An 18,408-nucleotide genomic window follows, 5' to 3' on the forward strand; every position below is an offset into this window, starting at 1 on the left:
AAAAGAGTCCGCCGAAGCGGACTCTTTTTCAAATTGCCTGTCTACATTTTCATGCCGATCGAGTTGTTGCCCATGATCCAGATCGAACCGACGACGATCGTCAGCAGGATCAGAACCCCGAAGATCAACGTGATGAGGTTCCAACGAGGCTGTTCTCCGTCACGCACGTGCATGAAGAAGATCAGCTGAACCAGAAACTGCAGCGTTGCCGTTACCATGATAACCGCGATAGTCGCCGTGCGGCCCATCATGTCGTTCAGGACGACAACGAGCGGAATGATCGTCAGAACGATCGAAATGATATAACCGATGATGTAGGATTTGAGCGAACCGTGCTCGTGACGATCCCCACCGTGGCTGTTGTGCGTATTGTTGTGATCCGCCACCTTACATCACCTCCATCAGGTACACGATCGAGAGCAGGAAGATCCAGACCGCGTCCAAGAAGTGCCAGTACAAGCTGAATACCGTAACTTTTCCTTTGGTATCGTCGGTCAGACCGCGGCGAACGATCTGAATGATGATCGAGATCATCCAGCCGATACCCACCGTAACGTGCACACCGTGCGTGCCGACGAGCGTAAAGAACGCCGACCAGAACGCGCTGGTTTGCAGCGTCGCGCCTTCGTGGATCAAATGAAGGAACTCGTTGATTTCAAGGTACAGGAAGCCTGCCCCGAGTAATCCGGTAATCACAAGCCAGATAATCATCTGCTTGATTTTGTGTTGGTGCATGGCCAGTACGGCCACACCACTTGTGAAACTACTGGTCAAGAGCAGGAATGTCGAAATGATAATCCCGTTAATCTCCAGCAGTTCCGCGCCGGTAGGACCGCCGTCCGTACCGCCGCGAAGAACGATGAATGTCGCAAACAGCGTTGCGAACAAGATCACGTCGGTTACGAGGAAGATCCAGAAACCGAGCAGTTTGATATCCTGCGGATCATGATGACCCGCAGCGTGATGGTGATGATCCGTGCCGTGTGCCGGAGACTGTGCCATTATACCGCGCCCCCTCTTAACTTAGCTTCAGTTCGTTCAATTTCGTCAACCGGAATGTAGTATTCCGCTTTGTGGGCGCTGAAGGAACGAGCGTACATACAGATGAATACGCCCAGCAGGCCAGGAATGGCCATCCACAGCCAGTGGAAGACGAGACCGAAACCGGCAACAAACCAGAAAGCTCCCATAATCGGTCCAATAGCCGAATTCTTCGGCATATGAATCGGTTCGATCGGTCCGAGATCCCAAGGCTTCTCGCCTCTCGCACGACGTTCTTTCTCTTCCCACCACTCGTCGCGGCTGTGAACCTGCGGAATAACCGCGAAGTTGTATTCCGGTGCCGGGGAAGGAATCGACCATTCCAACGTACGAGCATCCCAGATATCGCCCGTCGTGTCTTTCTCGTGACGGAAGATGCTGTAGACGATCTGAGCGACCTGGAACAGGAATGCGATACCCATGATATAGGCACCGATCGTTGAAGCAATGTTTAGACCCTGCCAATCTGGGTCTTTGAATACGCTGATCCGCCGAGTCATACCGTCGAGACCGACGAGGTACTGCGGCATGAAGCAGACGTAGAAACCGATATTCCAGCACCAGAATGCCCATTTGCCGAGGTACTCGTTCAGCTTGAAGCCGAACATCTTCGGCCACCAGTAGTATAGACCCGCGAAGTAGCCAAACACTGTACCGCCGATCAGCACTTGGTGGAAGTGGGCAATCAGGAAGTAACTGTTGTGGAACTGGAAGTCCGCCGGTGCAACAGACAGCATAACCCCCGTCATTCCGCCGACAACGAATGCCGGTATGAACGCGATCGTCCACATCATCGGAGTCGGGAAGCTGATCCTGCCCTTATACATGGTAAACAGCCAGTTGAATATCTTGACCCCGGTCGGAATCGCGATAATCATCGTCGAAACCGCGAAGAAGGAGTTTACGTTTGCGCCGGAGCCCATCGTGAAGAAGTGGTGGGCCCAGGTGAAGAACGAAATGATACTGATGATGACCATGGCGAATACCATCGACGCGTAGCCGAACAGTCGTTTTCTCGCGAAGGTTGCCACCGTTTCGGAGAAGACGCCGAAGGCCGGCAGAACGACGATATACACTTCCGGGTGACCCCACATCCAGATGAGGTTGATATACATCATCGGGTTGCCGCCGCCGTCAAGCGTGAAGAAATGGGCGCCGAAGAAGCGGTCCATAAACAGCAGCAGCAGCGTGATTGTCAGGATCGGGAAAGCGAAGATGATCGTCGTCGAAGCGGCGAATACCGACCAGGTGAACATCGGCATTTTCATCATCGTCATGCCCGGAGCACGCATCTTGAGAATCGTAACGATAAAGTTGATACCGGACGCGAGCGAGCCGATACCGGAGATCTGAATCCCCCAGATGTAGAAGTTCTGTCCGACGCCCGGGTTGAACTGCGAACCGGAAAGCGGCGGATAGGCGAGCCAGCCGGCGTCAGGCGAACCGCCGATGACGAACGACAGGTTGAACAGCATGGCACCGGCGAAGAACAGCCAGAAGCTCAGCGAGTTCAGGAAAGGGAAAGCGACGTCGCGCGCGCCGATCTGCAGCGGCACAACGATATTAAACAGACCGAACATCAGCGGCATGGCCATGAAGAAGATCATGACGACGCCGTGCGTCGTAAAGATTTGGTTATAGTGGTCGGCTTCCAGGAAGTTCAGATCCGGGAAAGCCAACTGGGTTCGCATCATAACGGCATCGACGCCGCCGCGGAACAGCATGACGATCGCGGCCAGGATATACATGATCCCGATCTTTTTATGGTCGACGGTCGTCAGCCAGTCTTTCCAGAGCCAGCCCCATTTTTTGAAGTACGTCAGTACGAACACAATCCCGAGCGTCGCCAGAACGATAGATGCGTCCGCGCCGTAGATGAGCGGGTCGCCCGTTACAAAAAACTCGGATGCGAACTCTTTGATTTTCTCGAGCATTAGGGAGCTCCTTTCGTTGCATTGATTGTTCGGATCAGCCGATCTTGTCTAAGACCGGATCTTAGTGGCCTTTGTGCGAAGAAGAATCGTGTTCTTCCGAGTTCGCTTGTGAATCTGCCGATGCCGTGTCGTCCGCTTCGCCTTCAGCTGCGCTTCCGTGCTGATGAAGCTCGGCACCTTCGTGCATGTACTTGGTCACGATGCTTTCGTAAATGCCTTCAGGGAACGAAGAGTACAGGGTCGGTTCTTCCGATTCCGTAGGCTTGGACATTTCTTCGTACGATTCTGCCGTGATGGTGTTCGGCGACGCTTTCGCTTCGGCGATCCACTTTTCGTAGTCGGCATCACTCGTGGCATGAACGTCGAACGTCATGTTCTCGAAGTGTTCACCGGTGAAGTTCGCGCCTGTACCGAAGTAGGTTCCCGGCTCGTCGGCCTGCAGATGCAGCGCCATGGACATACCGGACATCGCATAAATCTGTCCGCCCAATTCCGGAATCCAGAACGAGTTCATCGGCGAATCGGCCGTCAGTTCGAAACGTACCGGACGATCTTCCGGAATCGTAATCGTGTTAAGCGTCGCGATCCCTTCTTCCGGATACAGGAAGAGCCATTTCCAGTTCAGCGACACGACCTGAATCGTAACTTCTTCCTTGTCGCTTGCAAGAGCTTTGGCTGGTTCGAGTTCATGCGTATAACGCACGGTGATGATAGCGAGGACGATAATGATGACAATCGGAATTCCCCACCAGATCGCCTCCAGCAGGTTGCTGTGTGCCCATTCCGGCTTGTAGTCGGCCTTCTTGTTGCTGGCCCGATAGCGCCAAACAATGATGAACGTAATGATAAGCACCGGCACGATAATAATCGCGCACAAAATGACGGTGATAATCATCAGGTCCAACTGCTTTGCGGCGATCGGTCCCTTCGGATCGAGGACCATATAGTCCGCGCATCCCGAGAGCAGCAGCATCGTCATAACGAGCATGACGGCCGAGAAAGCTGCGCGAACGAGCGATCTTCGTTTTTTGCCCATGTGGATCCCCTCTCTTTGTTGAACGCTCAATAAATTCGACAAGCATTTCATACATTAAAACGCAACTTTGATTCTACACTTAAAGATACCAGAAATGAACAGCTTTTTCGAAAAGTTTTGACTTTGTTAACAAAGATGTCAAACTATTGGCGAGAAACCGTGATGTAGGGCCTTGAAAAACACTTTATTCAAGGTCAAACCCTTTTTAAAGCCCGAAAAAGGTCTCAATCAGCTCTTTTCCCTATCCGCTTCCCTTCCATAACCGGCTATTGTTCTTCTCCCACCTCACTTTATTTCAAATTTAAATTTTCTCTTCCTTTATATAGGCTTCTATAGCCTTATAACATCTTCGGGACTCATCCTAAACATCTTTCTTGCCCACTGTAAGCCTCATGTGCCTCATCTGCGCATTCTGTCTGATCTGGATGCCGCCTCCTTTGCGTCTTTCTCCTATTATCGACCTCCCGCCCTGCGAATGCATCAAGATGATAGCGGTTTCTTCGACATTTCTGTGACATTTCTCACACTTATTTGGCTTTTTGTATGCGGTTGGCTGCTTCGCTCTCTTGGATCCGTATCGAAATATCGCATTGTGCCGGGCTCTTGTGCAGCGGTTTAGACCTTTCATACTCCCGAAAAACGCAAAAAAGACGCGGGAATCCGCGTCTTTGGGGGTGCTCTCCTACTCTCTGCGAGTCTCAAGCCAGTTGTTTTTCACGACGTTTTGGTACCAGTAGAAGCTTTCTTTCGGTGTCCGCTTCAGCGAACGGTAATCCACGTGCACGAGTCCGAAACGCATCCGGTAGCCTTCCGCCCATTCGAAATTGTCCATCAGCGACCAGGCCATATACCCTTTGAGGTTGATCCCGTCCGTAATGACGCGGTGTACCTGAGCAATATGCTGCTGCAGATAGGAGATCCGGCGCGTATCGTTGATTTTGCCGTTAACGATATCGTCGTTGATGCAGGCTCCGTTCTCCGTGATGTAGATATCGATGTTGCCGTATTTTTGCAGATAATGGATGACTTCGTACAGGCCTCTCGACTCGACCGGCCAGCCGATATCGGTCTTGATCAAGCCCATGTCGACTTCTTCCATCTGCAAATAGCCGCCGTCCGGATTGAACCGGTTGACGCTCATCGCATAATAGTTGATCCCGATATGGTCGATCGGCTGCGCAATGGCTTCCATGTCGCCTTCTTCGATCGGCGGCACATGGCCGGACTGCTCGAACCAATCGTACAGCGGCTTCGGATAGCTGCCTTTGTAGATCGGGTCGAGGAACCAGTCGGAGAACACCTGGATATTGCGGTCCGCGGCTCCCTGGTCTTCCGCGCTTTTGGAATACGGCACGGCCCAGGCTACGTTCGGCGCGATCCCGATCTTCCCATCAGAACCGAGTTCACGGAACTTGGACACGGATTTGCCGTGTGCCACCAGCAGATTGTGCGCCACGTTGAGAGCAACCTGAAGATCCTGCTTGCCCGGTGCGTGAACGCCGATCAGGTTGGACAGGAACGCGATGCACCAAGGCTCGTTGAAAGTCAGCCAGGATTTGATCTTGCCGGAAAATTCGCGGTACATCACTTCCGAGTATTTGACGAAAGCGTCGATCGTGCGCCGGTTCTCCCAGCCTCCCACGTCCTGCAGCGTCTGCGGCAGATCCCAATGGTAAAGGGTGCAGAACGGCTCGATGCCCGCTTCCAGCAGTTTGTCGACGAAACGGTGGTAGTAGTCCAGCCCTTCCTGGTTGATCTCGCCGTCGCCGTCCGGAATAATCCGCGACCAGGAGATCGAGAAACGGTAGGTATTGATGCCGAGTTCTTGCATCAGCTCGACATCTTCCTCGTAGCGGTGGTAGCTGTCGCAGGCGACATCGCCGTTATCGCCGTTGTAGACCCGGCCAGGCGTATGGGAGAACGTATCCCAGATGGACGGACCCCGTCCGCCTTCCTTTGCGGCTCCTTCGATTTGATAAGCGGCCGTAGCCGTTCCCCATTTGAAGTCGTTCGGAAATTGAAAAATCGTCATCGTTGTCGTTCCTCCATAAGTTGAATGTAAGGGGTCTGCGGCGCACCGCGCGCAGACCCAGGCGCTTCGCCTACTCGAAGGCGAGGCGAACGGTCTGCCCGGCGGCAAAGGTCAAAGCGCCGGTGAAGGCTCCCGCCTCGCCCGCGGCAGCCGGCAGGGCGCCTTCGAAAGCGCGGTCCGTACGCAGTCGGACCGCGGTGGAGCGGTCGGCCGTAATCTCGGCCGACCGGATCCGTCCGCCGCGCCATTCCAGCGCGACGGTAAAGCTTCCGCGTGCGCGCAGCCCGCGTACGGAGCCGTCCGGCCAGGCTTCAGGCAGCGCCGGCAGCAGATGAAGCTCGCCCAGATGGCTCTGCAGCAGCAGCTCCGCGATGCCGGCCGTTCCGCCGAAGTTGCCGTCGATCTGGAACGGCGGGTGGTCGTCGAACAGATTGGGATGCGTAGAGCGGGCCAGGAGCGTGTGTACGAAGCGATAGGCGCTCTCCCCGTCCAACAGACGGGCATACAAATTGATCAGCCACGCGCAGCTCCAGCCCGTGTGGCCGCCGCCGCTTTCGATACGGACCGCAAGCGATGCCCGGGCCGCTTCAAGCAGTTCCGGCGATTCTTCCCGGTTGATCGAACGCCCCGGATAGACCCCATAGAGATGCGAGACATGACGATGTCCCGGCTCGTGTTCTTCCAGTTCGGTTCCCCATTCCAGCAGACGTCCATCGGAACCGATCCGCAGCGGCTGCAGACGCTTCAAGGCCGCGGCGAATTCCGACACTTCGGATTCCGCAAGCCCCAGAATCCCGGCGGACTCCACGACATGCTCCAGTACGTCGCGAATCAGCGTCAAGTCCATGGCCGAGCCGAACGCGGTGCTGCACGGCTCTCCGTCCGCCGTACGGAACTTGTTCTCCGGCGAAGTCGAAGGTGCCGTGGTCAGCGTGCCGTCGGGTCCTTCCACGAGCCAATCTACGGCAAAGAGCGCCGCTTCGCGCAGAATCGGATAGGCTTCTTCCCGCAGGAACTTGTCATCGCCCGTGAACAGATAATGTTCCCACAGATGCGAGGTCAACCACAGACCGCCCATCGGCCAGAACGCCCAGCTGGCTTCTCCGCCGGAAGGCGTGGTCATCCGCCAGAGATCGACGTTGTGATGCGCTGTCCAACCCCGTGCGCCGTAATGGATATTCGCCGTGCGTTTTCCCGTTTGGGCAAGTTCTCCGATCATCTTCAGCATCGGTTCATGGCATTCGCCGAGATTGACCGACTCGACCGGCCAGTAGTTCATCTGGACATTGATGTTCGAGGTATAGTTGCTGTTCCAGGGCGGTTCGATCTGATGGTTCCAGATGCCCTGCAGATTGGCAGGCTGCGTTCCCGGACGCGAGCTTCCCATCAGCAGATAGCGGCCATAATGGAAATACAAAGCTTCCAAAGCCGGATCGACCGCTCCCTGCTTGTAGGCTTCGAGACGTTCGTCCGTCGGCAGCTCCGCCCGTTCCACACCGCCCAGGTTCAGCTCTACCCGACCGAACAGCGCCGCATGATCGTGGATATGGCGCTCCCGCAGCACCGAAGCCTCTACATCCGACGCTGCCTTGAGCCAGGCTTCGCACAAACGCTCGGGGCGGCGGTTCCCGCTCTCGGGCAGCTTGTCGTAGGCTTCGAAGTTGGTCGCCGCCGCCAGCAGCAGAACGACCCGGTCGGCTCCGCGAATTTCGATCCGTCCGGACACCGCGCGAACTTCTCCGCCGAAGACCCTAGGTTTCAGCTGCGCTTCAAACCGCATGCCGAGTCCTTCTTCGAACAGCACGCCCTGCGGATGATCCCGGAAGTAGTTCGATTCCACATGGCTCGGCGCCATGCCTCTCATCGTCAGCCTTCCATCCGCTGCCGCCGCTGTCTCATAAGGAAGCAGGCTTTCCAGCGATACATCGATATCGATGGCTCCCGCAAGGTCGGCATTCAATTCGACCGCAAGAACCTGATCCGGTTCGCTGATCCATACTTCGCGCTTATACCGGACCTTGTCCGCGGTAAATACCGTAGTCAGTATCCCGTTCTCCAGATCCAGATCCCGTTCATAATCCGAAGCTTCTCCGCCGCCGATCCGTTCGATATACAGATCGCCCAGCGGTTGGTAGGCTTCCGTATTCCAGCCCAGCATCCGCTGATTGATCAGCTGTTCGGCTTCCCCGTATTTCTCGTCAAAAATCAACTCTCTGGCCTGCTTCAGATACCGCTGTGCATCGTAATTGACTTTGTCCCGCGGAAAGCCCGACCAGAGGGTGTCTTCGTTCAGCTGCAGGCGTTCGCGGCGATCTCCGCCGAAGACCATCGCACCCAATCGACCGTTGCCTACGGGGAGAGCTTCTTCCCAACGTTCCGCAGGCTGCTTGTACCATAATTTATGCGTTCGGTTTTGCTTCATTTGGACCAGCCCCCGTTTTCAGAAAACGTTTTAGATTTTTGCCGGTTTTTCTTATTGAAACGGCTTACACATACGTGTTCAGTATAAGACAGCCGCTAAATAGCGTCAATTCATTAGTTAAAATTTAATCGACAATTCCCACATCGTCCCTCTACCTTTTTGTCCGGACATTCACCTCAAACAAACAGCCTCCATCCCAAGGGATGAAGGCTGTTTGTCGATACGAAAGATTAGGTTACTTGGCCGACCAAGCTTCGACTGTGTCTTTGATCAGCTGCGTGTAAGTCGCTTCCATTTCCGGAATACCGGAACCGTTCAGCTCTTCAAGCATTTGATCGTAGATAGCATCGAATTCTTCCGGAGTCGCTACGATTGCAGCCGGAATCGCTTTGCGGACGATGTCCTGCGATTTTTGGAAAGCAACCGTGTAGTCTGCACCGCTTGGAGCCGGCAGGTTGTAAGCCGCGCCCCATGCTTTAACCGGGAATGCGTCTTTGTCCGGGAACAGATCTTTCCAAGTTGTCGCTTTGTAAGCGGCAAGTGCTTTTTTCATCGGTTCGCTGTAGTTCGCCGTGATTTGTTCCGGATAGTTCGTTGTGTAGTAGTTGTCTGTCGAATCTTTCACGCCGTCGCCGAAACGAACGGAGATCGGAGCGTACAGGCCTATACCGGATTCTTTTGTGAAAGCCGCATTGTCGTTCGTTTTGCGATCCTGCACGTCAGCCGGGATGACGCGTTTGCCGTTTTCGACTTTGTAGTGTTCGCCTTCGATACCCCAGTTGTTGAGGATTTGAGCTTCGTCGGAAGCCATCCAGTCAATGAACTGGATCGCGCGGATTTGCTCTTCTTCGCTCAATGCGGTTGTCAGGCCTACACCGTAGCCGGAACCGTTGCCGATATCGACGAAGGAATGGTCTTCATACTCTTCTGTCAGTGTAACCGGGAAGTGACCGTAAGTGCGCTCATGCTTGCCCGCGCCTTTGAGGGAGTTTTCGGCTTCCTGATAGTCCCAGTTCTGATCGATCAGACCGAGAACGCGGCCGCTTGCGATCTTAGCCAGGTATTGGTCGTTCTTTTGCGTGAAGGATTCTTTGTCCAGCAGGCCGGTGTTGTACATGTGGTTCAGCCAGCGGAAGTATTCTTTTTCTTCCGGACGTTTGTAGTGCAGTTTCGCTTCGTACGTTTCCGGATCGATGTAGTATTCGCCGTCATCCGGTCCGCCGGTTGCATATACGGCCGGGTTCGTAACGGTGATCATGATCTTCCAGTCATCCGCGTTCAGCGTAAGCGGAATGGTAGGCTGACCGTCGATCGTTGGGTGTTTCGCATAATATTCTTTGAGCGCTTTCTCATAGTCCTGAACGGTACGGATTTCCGGATAGCCGAGCTCTTCCAGAACGGCCAGCTGTACTTCGAATCCGCCGCCGGCATCGAAAGACGTTTGATCGACCATGGCGTTTGTAGGGATCGTGTAGATGGAAGGGTCTTCCTTGCTGAACTTCAGACGGTTCATGTACGGGCCATAGATCCGTTTGATGTTCGGTGCGTATTGATCGATCAGTTCGGTCAGATCGACCATGGCGCCGGCGTCGACCAGTTTGCTGGTTTCGCCTTTAGGGAAGATAATTTGCGGGTACTCGCCGGAAGCGATCATCAGGGCGACTTTTTGTTGGTCGGTACCGCTGACCGCGAATTCGGCATTCAGCGTAACTCCTGTTTTTTCCGTGATGACCTTGCCTACCGCGTCTTTCATACCGGTCCAGTTCGGGCTGGCATCGCCGCCGAAGAACGTGAACGTTACCGGCTCGGTGCTTGGCGTCTTGTCGGCTGCAGCCGTGTCTGTTTTCTTACCCGTGTCTGTGCTGGCCGGCGTTTTGGTTGCTGTGTCGCCGCCACCGCCGCACCCCGCTGCTACAACCAGTGTGCTTGTCATGAGCAAAGCCGCAATTTTCTTTGTTTTCCCCTTCATAAATCTACATCCCCCTTTGGATGGAATTTATATGTGTACAACGGGCTTTGCCCGATCATACCGATCCTGTCCGACTTCGCTTGGGTAACCTGTACTTTTTGCGATAGTTGTCAGATTAAGCGTTTACATTATTAATAAATAATTAGACTTTATTCCGTCTGCTTGCGGTACCTCCTGATCGGGTAGAAGCGTTTTCGAATAAAGCCTGAATAATTTCTTCATTTAATAATGTAAGTGCTTACAGTTAAGAATATAACGCTCCGAAAACGTTTTGTCAACGAAAATGTTTATTTTTGTTTGAAAAAGAAAAAAGTCCCTTTTGAGGGCCTTTTTTCTTAAAATCACTGATTGTTCTTATCCCTTATTTACCTGTGCCCCACAGTTCAACCGTGTCTTTGATCTGCTGCGAGAAGATTTTCTCCATCTCGATAATGTCGGAAGAATTCAATTCTTCAAGCATTTGATCGTAGACGGCATCGAATTTGTCCGGTGTGGACAGAATAGCTTCCGGAATCCGTTTGCGCACGATATCCTGCGATTTTTGGAACGCTACCGTGTAAGCCGGGTCGTTTGGAGCCGGCAGGTTGTACGCTGCGCCCCAATCGCTTGTTCCCAGTTCTTCGGCTTTCGGGAACAGGTCTTTCCAGGTTGTCGCGCCGTATTCTTTCAGTGCGTCTTTTTCAGGCTGCGTATACGCATTTTGAATTTGTTCCGGGAAGTTCGTGGTGTAATAGTTGCCTGTTGCGTCTTTGACGCCGTCGCCGTAATGCGGGGACATCGTCGTGTACATGCCGATTCCCGTTTCTTTGGTGAACGCGACGTTGTCGTTCGTTTTGCGGTCTTGAATGTCCTGCGGAATTACGCGTTTGCCGTCTTCCACTTTGTAATGGTCGCCTTCAACGCCCCACTGTACCAGGACTTGGCCTTCGTCGGAAGCCAGCCAGTCGAGGAATTTGATAGCGCGAATCTGCTCTTCGTCGCTCAGGTTGGTAGTCAGGCCGATTCCGTAGCCGCCCGGGAAACCGGCGTCCATGAACGAATGGTCTTTGTACTCTTCGCTAAGCGTAACCGGGAAGTGGCCGAAGATCCGGTTCTGGGTCGTTGCGTCGCTCGAACCTTTGAGAGCGTTCTCCGCTTCGGCGTAATCCCACTCTTGGTTAATCGTACCCAGCACGCGTCCGCTGGAGATTTTGGACAGGTATTGGTCGCTTTTTTGCGTGAAGGTTTCTTTGTCCAGCAGACCTTCGCTGTACATTTTGTTCAACCAGCGGAAATATTCTTTTTCTTCCGGACGTTTGTAGTGCAATTGCGCTTCATACGTTTCCGGATTGATGTAGAATTCGCCGTTATCCGGCAGGCCTGTCGCCTGGAAGGCCGGGTTCGTTACGCCGATCATGATCTTCCAATCGTCCGCGTTCAAAGTCATCGGAATCGTCGGTTGTCCGTTGATCGTCGGGTTTTTCGCATAATATTCCTTAATGGCTTTTTCGTAATCGTCCAGTGTGCGAATTTCCGGGTAACCCAGTTCTTTCAGCACTTCAAGCTGCAGTTCGAAACCGCCGCCCGCATCAAACGAAGTTTGGCCTACGCCGCTGTAAGTCGGAATGATGTAGATCGATTGATCGCTTTTGCTGAACTTCAGACGGTTCATGTCTTCCGCGTACATTTTCTTGATGTTCGGAGCATATTTGTCGATGAGTTCCGTCAGATCCACCAGCGCACCGGCATCAACCAGTTTGCTTGTGTCGCCTTTCGGCATGATCAAGTCCGGATATTCGCCCGAAGCGACCATCAGCGAGACTTTTTGCGTATCGCCGCCGACTGCGTATTCCGCATTGAGCGTAACTCCCGTTTTTTCCGTAATCTTTTTGCCTACCGCGTCCTGCATCCCTACCCAGTTGCTGTTCGAATCCGCGCTGAACATGGAGAATTCGATCGGTCCGCTTTCGACTTCACTTGCGGAACCGCTTTTACCTGTATCGCTGCCGCCGCCGCATGCTGTCAGACCTACGATGGATGCCAAGGCAACCGGCGCTACCCATTTTGCTTTTTTACTTACCACTTCAAAAAACCTCCCTTTTCAATCACCCTGAGAATTTTTCTCTTTATCTGTATGGAGCTCTTTGTCAAAACAGTCCGAAAATGTACTTCAGGCGAATTTCGCAAAGCGCCCTTTGTATATCGGGAGGCTTGAGCCTCCCGTAAATACCCGAGGAACTTTTGATGGATCAAAATTGACTTACGATTTTACCGCGCCGAGCGTCATACCGCTGACGAAGTATCTTTGCAGGAACGGATACACGATCAGGATCGGTACCGTAACCACGATGGTGATCGCCATTTTGATCGATTCCGGCGAGATCTGCTTCATCTGCTCTGCCATGTTGGCTGTGTTGACCTGCTGCCCGCTGCCGCCCTGCTGGGTACTCTGAAGTACCTTCATCAGTTCGAACTGCAGGGTAGTGAGTTCCGGATGACTGCCGTTGTACAGATACGTATCGAACCAGGAATTCCATTGTCCGACCGCCAGGAACAGCGCGATGGTTGCGAGTACCGGCTTACAGAGCGGAAGAATAATGCGGAAGAAGATGGTCAGATCGTTCGCTCCGTCAAGCTTGGCCGATTCCTGCAGCGCATACGGCAGGCCGTCCATGAAGGAACGGATAACGATAACGTTAAAGGCACTGACGATACCCGGCAGAACGTATACCCAGAACGAACCGAGCAGGCCTAAGTCGCGGAACAGGATGTAGACCGGGATCATACCGCCGCTGACATACATGGTGACGACCAGGAATGTCGACGTGAACTTGCGGGCCTGGAAATCGGGACGGCTGAGCGTGTAGGCCAACATCGACGCACTGGCCAGACCGAACACCGTACCGATTACCGTACGAAGGATCGAGTTCCAAAGACCGCGGATCAGCCCTTCGTACTGGAAGATCTGCTGATAGTTCTCGAAAGTTAAAGCCCGAGGAATGATCGTGACGCCGCCTTTGACCGTATCGGAGGATTCGTTGAGCGAAATCGCCAATACGTTCAGGAACGGATACAGTGTAACGATCAGAACCAACGACATTAATACGATGTTGGCGATGTCGAATATTTTATCGCCGCGTGTGGCATTAAAAGCTTTAGGTGCTGCCATGACGTTTCCCCCCTTACATGATGCTTTCTTTGGATACTTTTTTGAAGATGCCGTTTACCGTGAACAGCAGGATAACGCTGACAACGGAGTTGAAGATACTGATTGCGGTACCGTACGAGAAGCGTCCCATCTGCAATCCGTACTGCAGCGCATACAGTTCAAGCACCTGCGAGTATTCCAACACCAAGTTGTTGCCGAGGAGGAATTGTTTCTCGAAGCCAATCTGCAGCAGGTGACCGATCTGCATAATGAAGAGTACCGAGATCGTCGTCCGGATACCCGGAAGCGTGATGTGCCACATTTGTCTGTACCGGCTTGCTCCGTCGACGCGGGAAGCTTCATACAGCTCGGGGTCGATCCCCGTAATGGCCGCCAGATAGATGATCGTGTTCCAACCCATTTCTTTCCAAACGTCGGAAGCGGTTACAATGTACCAGAACCACTCGCCTTTGGCCATGAACTGGATGGGTTCGTTAATGATATGAAGTCCGACCAGCAAATCGTTGATCGCTCCGCCCTGCGTCGACAGCATCTTGGTCACGAGACCCGCTACGACGACCCACGATACAAAGTGGGGAAGGTAAGAGACCGTTTGCACGAAACGTTTGAACATGATCCCGCGAAGCTCGTTAAGCAGGATGGCGAAGATAATCGGGATAATGAATCCGACAACCAGACCCATTACGCTCATCGCCAGCGTATTGCGCAGAGCGAGGTAGAAGCGGTCGTCCATGAAGAGGTCTTGGAAATGCTTCAATCCGACCCACTTTTGTTCAAAGAATCCTTTGGCCGGTTTGAAGTCTTGGAAGGCCATCGTCCAGCCCCATAACGGCAAGTAGCTAAACACAAAAGCCCAAATAATGAACGGTAACGACATTAAATACAGATACCTTTGCTGCAGAGCAGTACGCCAGAAACCTTGCTTTTTGAAGCGCTTACCAGCGTTTGGATCGGCAGCAGGAGTACCCGGGTTTTTGGAAGTACCGCCTTTTGTGAGCGTTCCCATTTCTATAACCCCTCCTGATTTCTTTATGTTTTAATGATAAGCGTTTTCTTTGAAAGCGCATACCCTATGAATTTTAGACAAAATCATGCGAAAATTAGACATCGAAAACACCTCCCCCGAAAATTCGCAAAAAAATAGGGTGAAAATTAGAGTTGGCCCCCTAATTGTTCACCCGTCTAGGCTGAAAATTAGAGTTGTTTCTCTAATTCTTCACCCGTCTAGGCTGAAAATTAGAGTTAGTCCCTAATTGTTCACCCTTTTGTTCTATGAAAAATGTCGGATCCTCACGAAAAAGATCGCGAAAGCGTTTATTGCTCGCCGCTTTGTTCGCCGCTCTGCTGCTCGCCGTGCGATTCGCTGCGGTAAGCGGACGGCGACATCCCGACGTATTTGCGGAACTTCGAATGGAAGTAATCCGCGTTGGAATAGCCGACTCTCGCCGCCACCTGATGCACTTTCAGCCCCTGGGCCAGCAGTTCTTTCGCTTTTTCGACCCGGACTTTATCGACAAACGCGTTGAAATATTCGCCTGTGTAATTCTTGAACAGCTTGCCCAGATACCCGCTGTTGTAGCCGAACATCTCCGCCAGCAGCTCAAGCTTCAGGTTCTCGCTGTAATTCCGGCGGATAAAGTCGATCATCTGCTTCAGCACCGTGTCTTTGTTCGCTCCGCCGAAACGGTCGACCAGTTCGCTGAGTCGCGCATGGACCTGACGCTTCAATCCGCCGTAACTCTGGGCCTGGTTCACATCCGAGAGCAGCAGGCTGTGATAGAGCTGCGCCTGTTCTCCCGCCGAAGAACCGGCGGAAGACAGTTTGCCCATCGCCAGCGACAGCGTCCTGGAGTATTCTCCGCGCACCGCCGCTTCATCCATGCGCCGGCTCACGGCCGCCTGCTCCAGCTCGGCCAGAACCTTGTCCACGGCGTCGCGGCTGCGGATATCCAGCGCATAGTAGAGCTTGTCGCCCAACTGCGGTCCGTCTTCGGCTTCAACGACGCCTTCGGCCGATTCCGCGGCGCTGAACAGCTGCTCGTAAGCGGCACGGTCGATGACCGAGCCGTTTTCAAAAAAGAACCGCGCATGCAGCAGATGTTCGGCTTCCCGGAAAGAGGCGGGAAGTTCCGTCAGATCCTCCACGAGTGGGCCGCAGGATGCATGAAATTCCAATTCGCCCGCCGCTTCGGCCAGTTGGGCCCGCAGCGTCTCGCCGCATTCGACATGGCTCTGGCGGACAAGCAGCAGCCCGATATGGGAACCGGCCGAGAACAGAATACTGCCGCCCCGCTCTTCGAACGATTCTTTTAACCGCTGACGGAATACCGCATGCTGGCGCGACTCCGTTTCGACTCCGCCGTGCGCATCCAGCAGCGCAATCCGGTAAGCGGGCGCCGAAATCCCCAGCGCTTCGGCCAGCTTCGTTCGCTGCTCCCCGCCTTGCGGCTCGTCTTCGAACAGCAGCTCTTCGACCAGCTGGGCTTTGGGCAGCGACGCTTCCTGTTCGCTGCGCGCGGCCTGGGCGTCCTGCTCGCGCTGCAGCAGTTCGCGCACCCGGCGCAGCTCTTCGACCAGTTCTTCTTCGTCGACCGGCTTCAGCAGATAACCGCTGACTCCGCTGACAATCGCGCGCTTGGCATAATCGAATTCCGCATACCCGCTCAGAATAAGGAAATGGGCCACGGAATTCTCTTTGCGTACTTTTTCGATCAGATCGAGTCCCGTCATTCCCGGCATCCGGATATCCACGATTGTCAGGTCCGGTTCGATCCGGCCGAACTTTTCCAGTCCCTCTTTGCCGTTCGACGCCGTGTCGACAATCTCAAACCCTTCGGCTTCCCAATCGACGATCGTGCGCAGACCTTCGCGAATCATCGGTTCATCGTCCACAATCAGCACTTTATACATCATTCGTCCCTCCCGGCGGGTATCTTGAAATAAATTTGTGTTCCTTTGCCCAGCTCGCTCGAAATGCGCAGCCCGCACTCTTCCCCATAGGTCATAATCAGCCGCTGATGCACGTTGCGCAGTCCGATCCGGCTCTCTTCGCTTTCTTCTTTTTCGCGAATCGATTCTTCGACTTGTCTCAATCGCTCCGGAGTCATGCCCGCCCCGTTGTCGATCACGTCGATCAGCACTTCGTCACCGATCTTCACGGCATGAAACGAAACGGCGCCTTCGGCTTCCTTGTTCTCCAAGCCGTGAACGATAGCGTTTTCGATCAACGGTTGTACGATTAGCGGAGGCAGCAGCACTTCAAGCGTATCCGGTTCGGCCAGCAGTTCGTAATGCAGTCTGTCCCCGTGCCGGAACTTCTGGATATCGAGATAGGAACGAACCATATCCAGCTCGTTCTTGAGCGAAGTATGGCGATTCCCCAGTTCCAGATTGCGCCGAATCAATTTGCCAAGCAGCTGGACGGCGCGCGCAATATCCTTCTCCCCTTGAATATGGGCGCGCATCCGAATCGATTCGAGCGCATTGAACAGGAAATGGGGATTGATCTGGCTGGCAAGCATTTTGAGTTTGATCTCCCGCTGCATCACTTCGAGCCGGTTGTTCGCTTCGCTCGCCTCGTAGACCTGGCTCATCAATTCCTTGATATTGGTCACCATATAATTGAACTGCTGGGACAGCTGGCCGATCTCGTCCTGTCCGTCTATCCGCGATACGGTATCGAGGTCGCCTTCCGCCACGCGGTTGAGATTGCGGTTGAGCTTGAGCAGACGCGAGCTGATCAGCCTTGAATTGAAATAAACGGCGAGCAGGGCCATCAGCAAAATAAAGACGATCAGCGCCGCTCCGATCAGGCCGATCCGGTTGGCGTCGTGCACGATACTGGCGGACGAAAAAGCAGAGACGATCGTCAGGCCGCTTTTGCTGGAGTCGGGAATAAGCGTATTGATCGAAACCCGGTAGTCGATCCCGTCGATCGCCCGCTCGAATGTCCGCTCCTGCTCTTTGTCGCCGACGGCCACCTCAAAGCCCATATCGCCAAGCGTGCGTCCGACCGACGAACGGTCTTTGGCCGCGACGATATAACCGTCTTCGTCGGCGACCATCGTATCGAACGGTTCCTGACTGAGCAGGGAGTTCAAATAGTTCGTATCGACCTGGATCACCAGTACGCTTCGTTTGCCCGTAGTCGAAAAAAAGATCTGCCGGACCAGGCTCAGCTGCTTCACGACGGGAGCCGTCGGGTCGTTCATATCGTCGATATACATCCAATAGATCGTCCGTTCCTTCATGGCCCGTTCATACCAGCCGGCGGCGCGGATCTCGCTGTTGGCGTTCATGAACTGCAGGTTGTCCAGCAGCGTCGGATTATCGGTGAACAGCTGGATGCCCCGAATTTCGCTGTAAGCGCGCACGTAATCGGTAAAATCGGTATACCCGCGGTAGGCATTGACCAATTCGATCGGATCTTCTTCCGAATACATGGTGGTTGCCACACGCTCCATGTCGCGGTCCAGCAGCAGTTGATTCGAGACGCTGATCGGCACGTTGAGCTGGTTCTCGATCTGCGTCTTGATCCGCTGCACGTTGTTCTCGGTCTGCTCCGTGGCCTTCGCCAGAGCGTCCTGCCTGAAATATTGAATCACGATGAACCCGACGATCAGCACCGGAATCATGACAACGATTACATAAAAAAAGATCAACTTGTTGCGTATTTTCATATCGTTCAGCCATCGGACAAAAGGTTGGGTCAATCTTCTCATCACGTATTTCATCCCCCGTGCATCCCGCGATTCGTTATGTCGTTCTTCTTGTCGGCCGCCATGCGGCCTTTCTTCATCATACCACAGAAAGAAGCCGCTGTTCAT

Annotated in this window: 12 protein-coding genes; all 12 read right to left on the minus strand. The window is 53.7% G+C overall.

Features of this window, described 5'->3' with window-relative positions:
* Window positions 1–41: 41 nt before the first annotated feature.
* The 12 genes from cyoD to HRQ60_RS15725 all read right to left on the minus strand — a co-directional run bounded on the left by cyoD (window position 42) and on the right by HRQ60_RS15725 (window position 18,315).
* Window positions 42–386 (minus strand): cytochrome o ubiquinol oxidase subunit IV, encoded by a 345-nt coding sequence (cyoD, locus tag HRQ60_RS15670; RefSeq protein WP_172197057.1) that lies wholly within the window; start codon window positions 384–386, stop codon window positions 42–44.
* Window position 387: 1 nt separating this feature from the next.
* Window positions 388–1,002 (minus strand): cytochrome (ubi)quinol oxidase subunit III, encoded by a 615-nt coding sequence (locus HRQ60_RS15675; RefSeq protein WP_172197060.1) that lies wholly within the window; start codon window positions 1,000–1,002, stop codon window positions 388–390.
* A complete protein-coding gene (locus HRQ60_RS15680; protein WP_172197063.1) occupies window positions 1,002–2,975 on the minus strand; it encodes a cbb3-type cytochrome c oxidase subunit I in 1,974 nt (657 codons plus the stop codon). Before HRQ60_RS15680 ends, HRQ60_RS15675 begins: the two co-directional genes overlap by 1 nt.
* 61 nt (window positions 2,976–3,036) lie before the next feature.
* A complete protein-coding gene (cyoA, locus tag HRQ60_RS15685; RefSeq protein WP_172197066.1) occupies window positions 3,037–4,011 on the minus strand; it encodes a ubiquinol oxidase subunit II in 975 nt (324 codons plus the stop codon).
* 682 nt (window positions 4,012–4,693) lie between these two features.
* Window positions 4,694–6,043 (minus strand): GH1 family beta-glucosidase, encoded by a 1,350-nt coding sequence (locus HRQ60_RS15690; RefSeq protein ID WP_172197069.1) that lies wholly within the window; start codon window positions 6,041–6,043, stop codon window positions 4,694–4,696.
* A 70-nt stretch (window positions 6,044–6,113) separates the two neighbouring features.
* Entirely contained in the window at window positions 6,114–8,465 is a 2,352-nt protein-coding gene (locus HRQ60_RS15695) for a glycoside hydrolase family 95 protein (protein WP_172197072.1), read from the minus strand.
* A gap of 235 nt (window positions 8,466–8,700) precedes the next feature.
* On the minus strand, window positions 8,701–10,434 hold the full coding sequence (locus HRQ60_RS15700; RefSeq protein ID WP_172197075.1) for an ABC transporter substrate-binding protein: 1,734 nt from the start codon (window positions 10,432–10,434) through the stop codon (window positions 8,701–8,703).
* A 361-nt stretch (window positions 10,435–10,795) separates the two neighbouring features.
* Window positions 10,796–12,496, minus strand: a complete 1,701-nt coding sequence (locus HRQ60_RS15705; RefSeq protein WP_172197078.1) for an extracellular solute-binding protein — start codon at window positions 12,494–12,496, stop codon at window positions 10,796–10,798.
* A 177-nt stretch (window positions 12,497–12,673) separates the two neighbouring features.
* Entirely contained in the window at window positions 12,674–13,582 is a 909-nt protein-coding gene (locus HRQ60_RS15710; RefSeq protein ID WP_172197081.1) for a carbohydrate ABC transporter permease, read from the minus strand.
* A 13-nt stretch (window positions 13,583–13,595) separates the two neighbouring features.
* On the minus strand, window positions 13,596–14,588 hold the full coding sequence (locus HRQ60_RS15715) for an ABC transporter permease (protein WP_172197084.1): 993 nt from the start codon (window positions 14,586–14,588) through the stop codon (window positions 13,596–13,598).
* A gap of 308 nt (window positions 14,589–14,896) precedes the next feature.
* Complete coding sequence (locus HRQ60_RS15720) at window positions 14,897–16,492, minus strand: response regulator (protein WP_425501690.1); 1,596 nt, start codon at window positions 16,490–16,492, stop codon at window positions 14,897–14,899.
* A complete protein-coding gene (locus HRQ60_RS15725) occupies window positions 16,492–18,315 on the minus strand; it encodes a sensor histidine kinase (RefSeq protein ID WP_246281355.1) in 1,824 nt (607 codons plus the stop codon). Before HRQ60_RS15725 ends, HRQ60_RS15720 begins: the two co-directional genes overlap by 1 nt.
* Window positions 18,316–18,408: the final 93 nt, after the last annotated feature.

The sequence above is a fragment of the Saccharibacillus qingshengii genome (genome assembly GCF_013185195.1).
Classification (GTDB): domain Bacteria; phylum Bacillota; class Bacilli; order Paenibacillales; family Paenibacillaceae; genus Saccharibacillus; species Saccharibacillus qingshengii.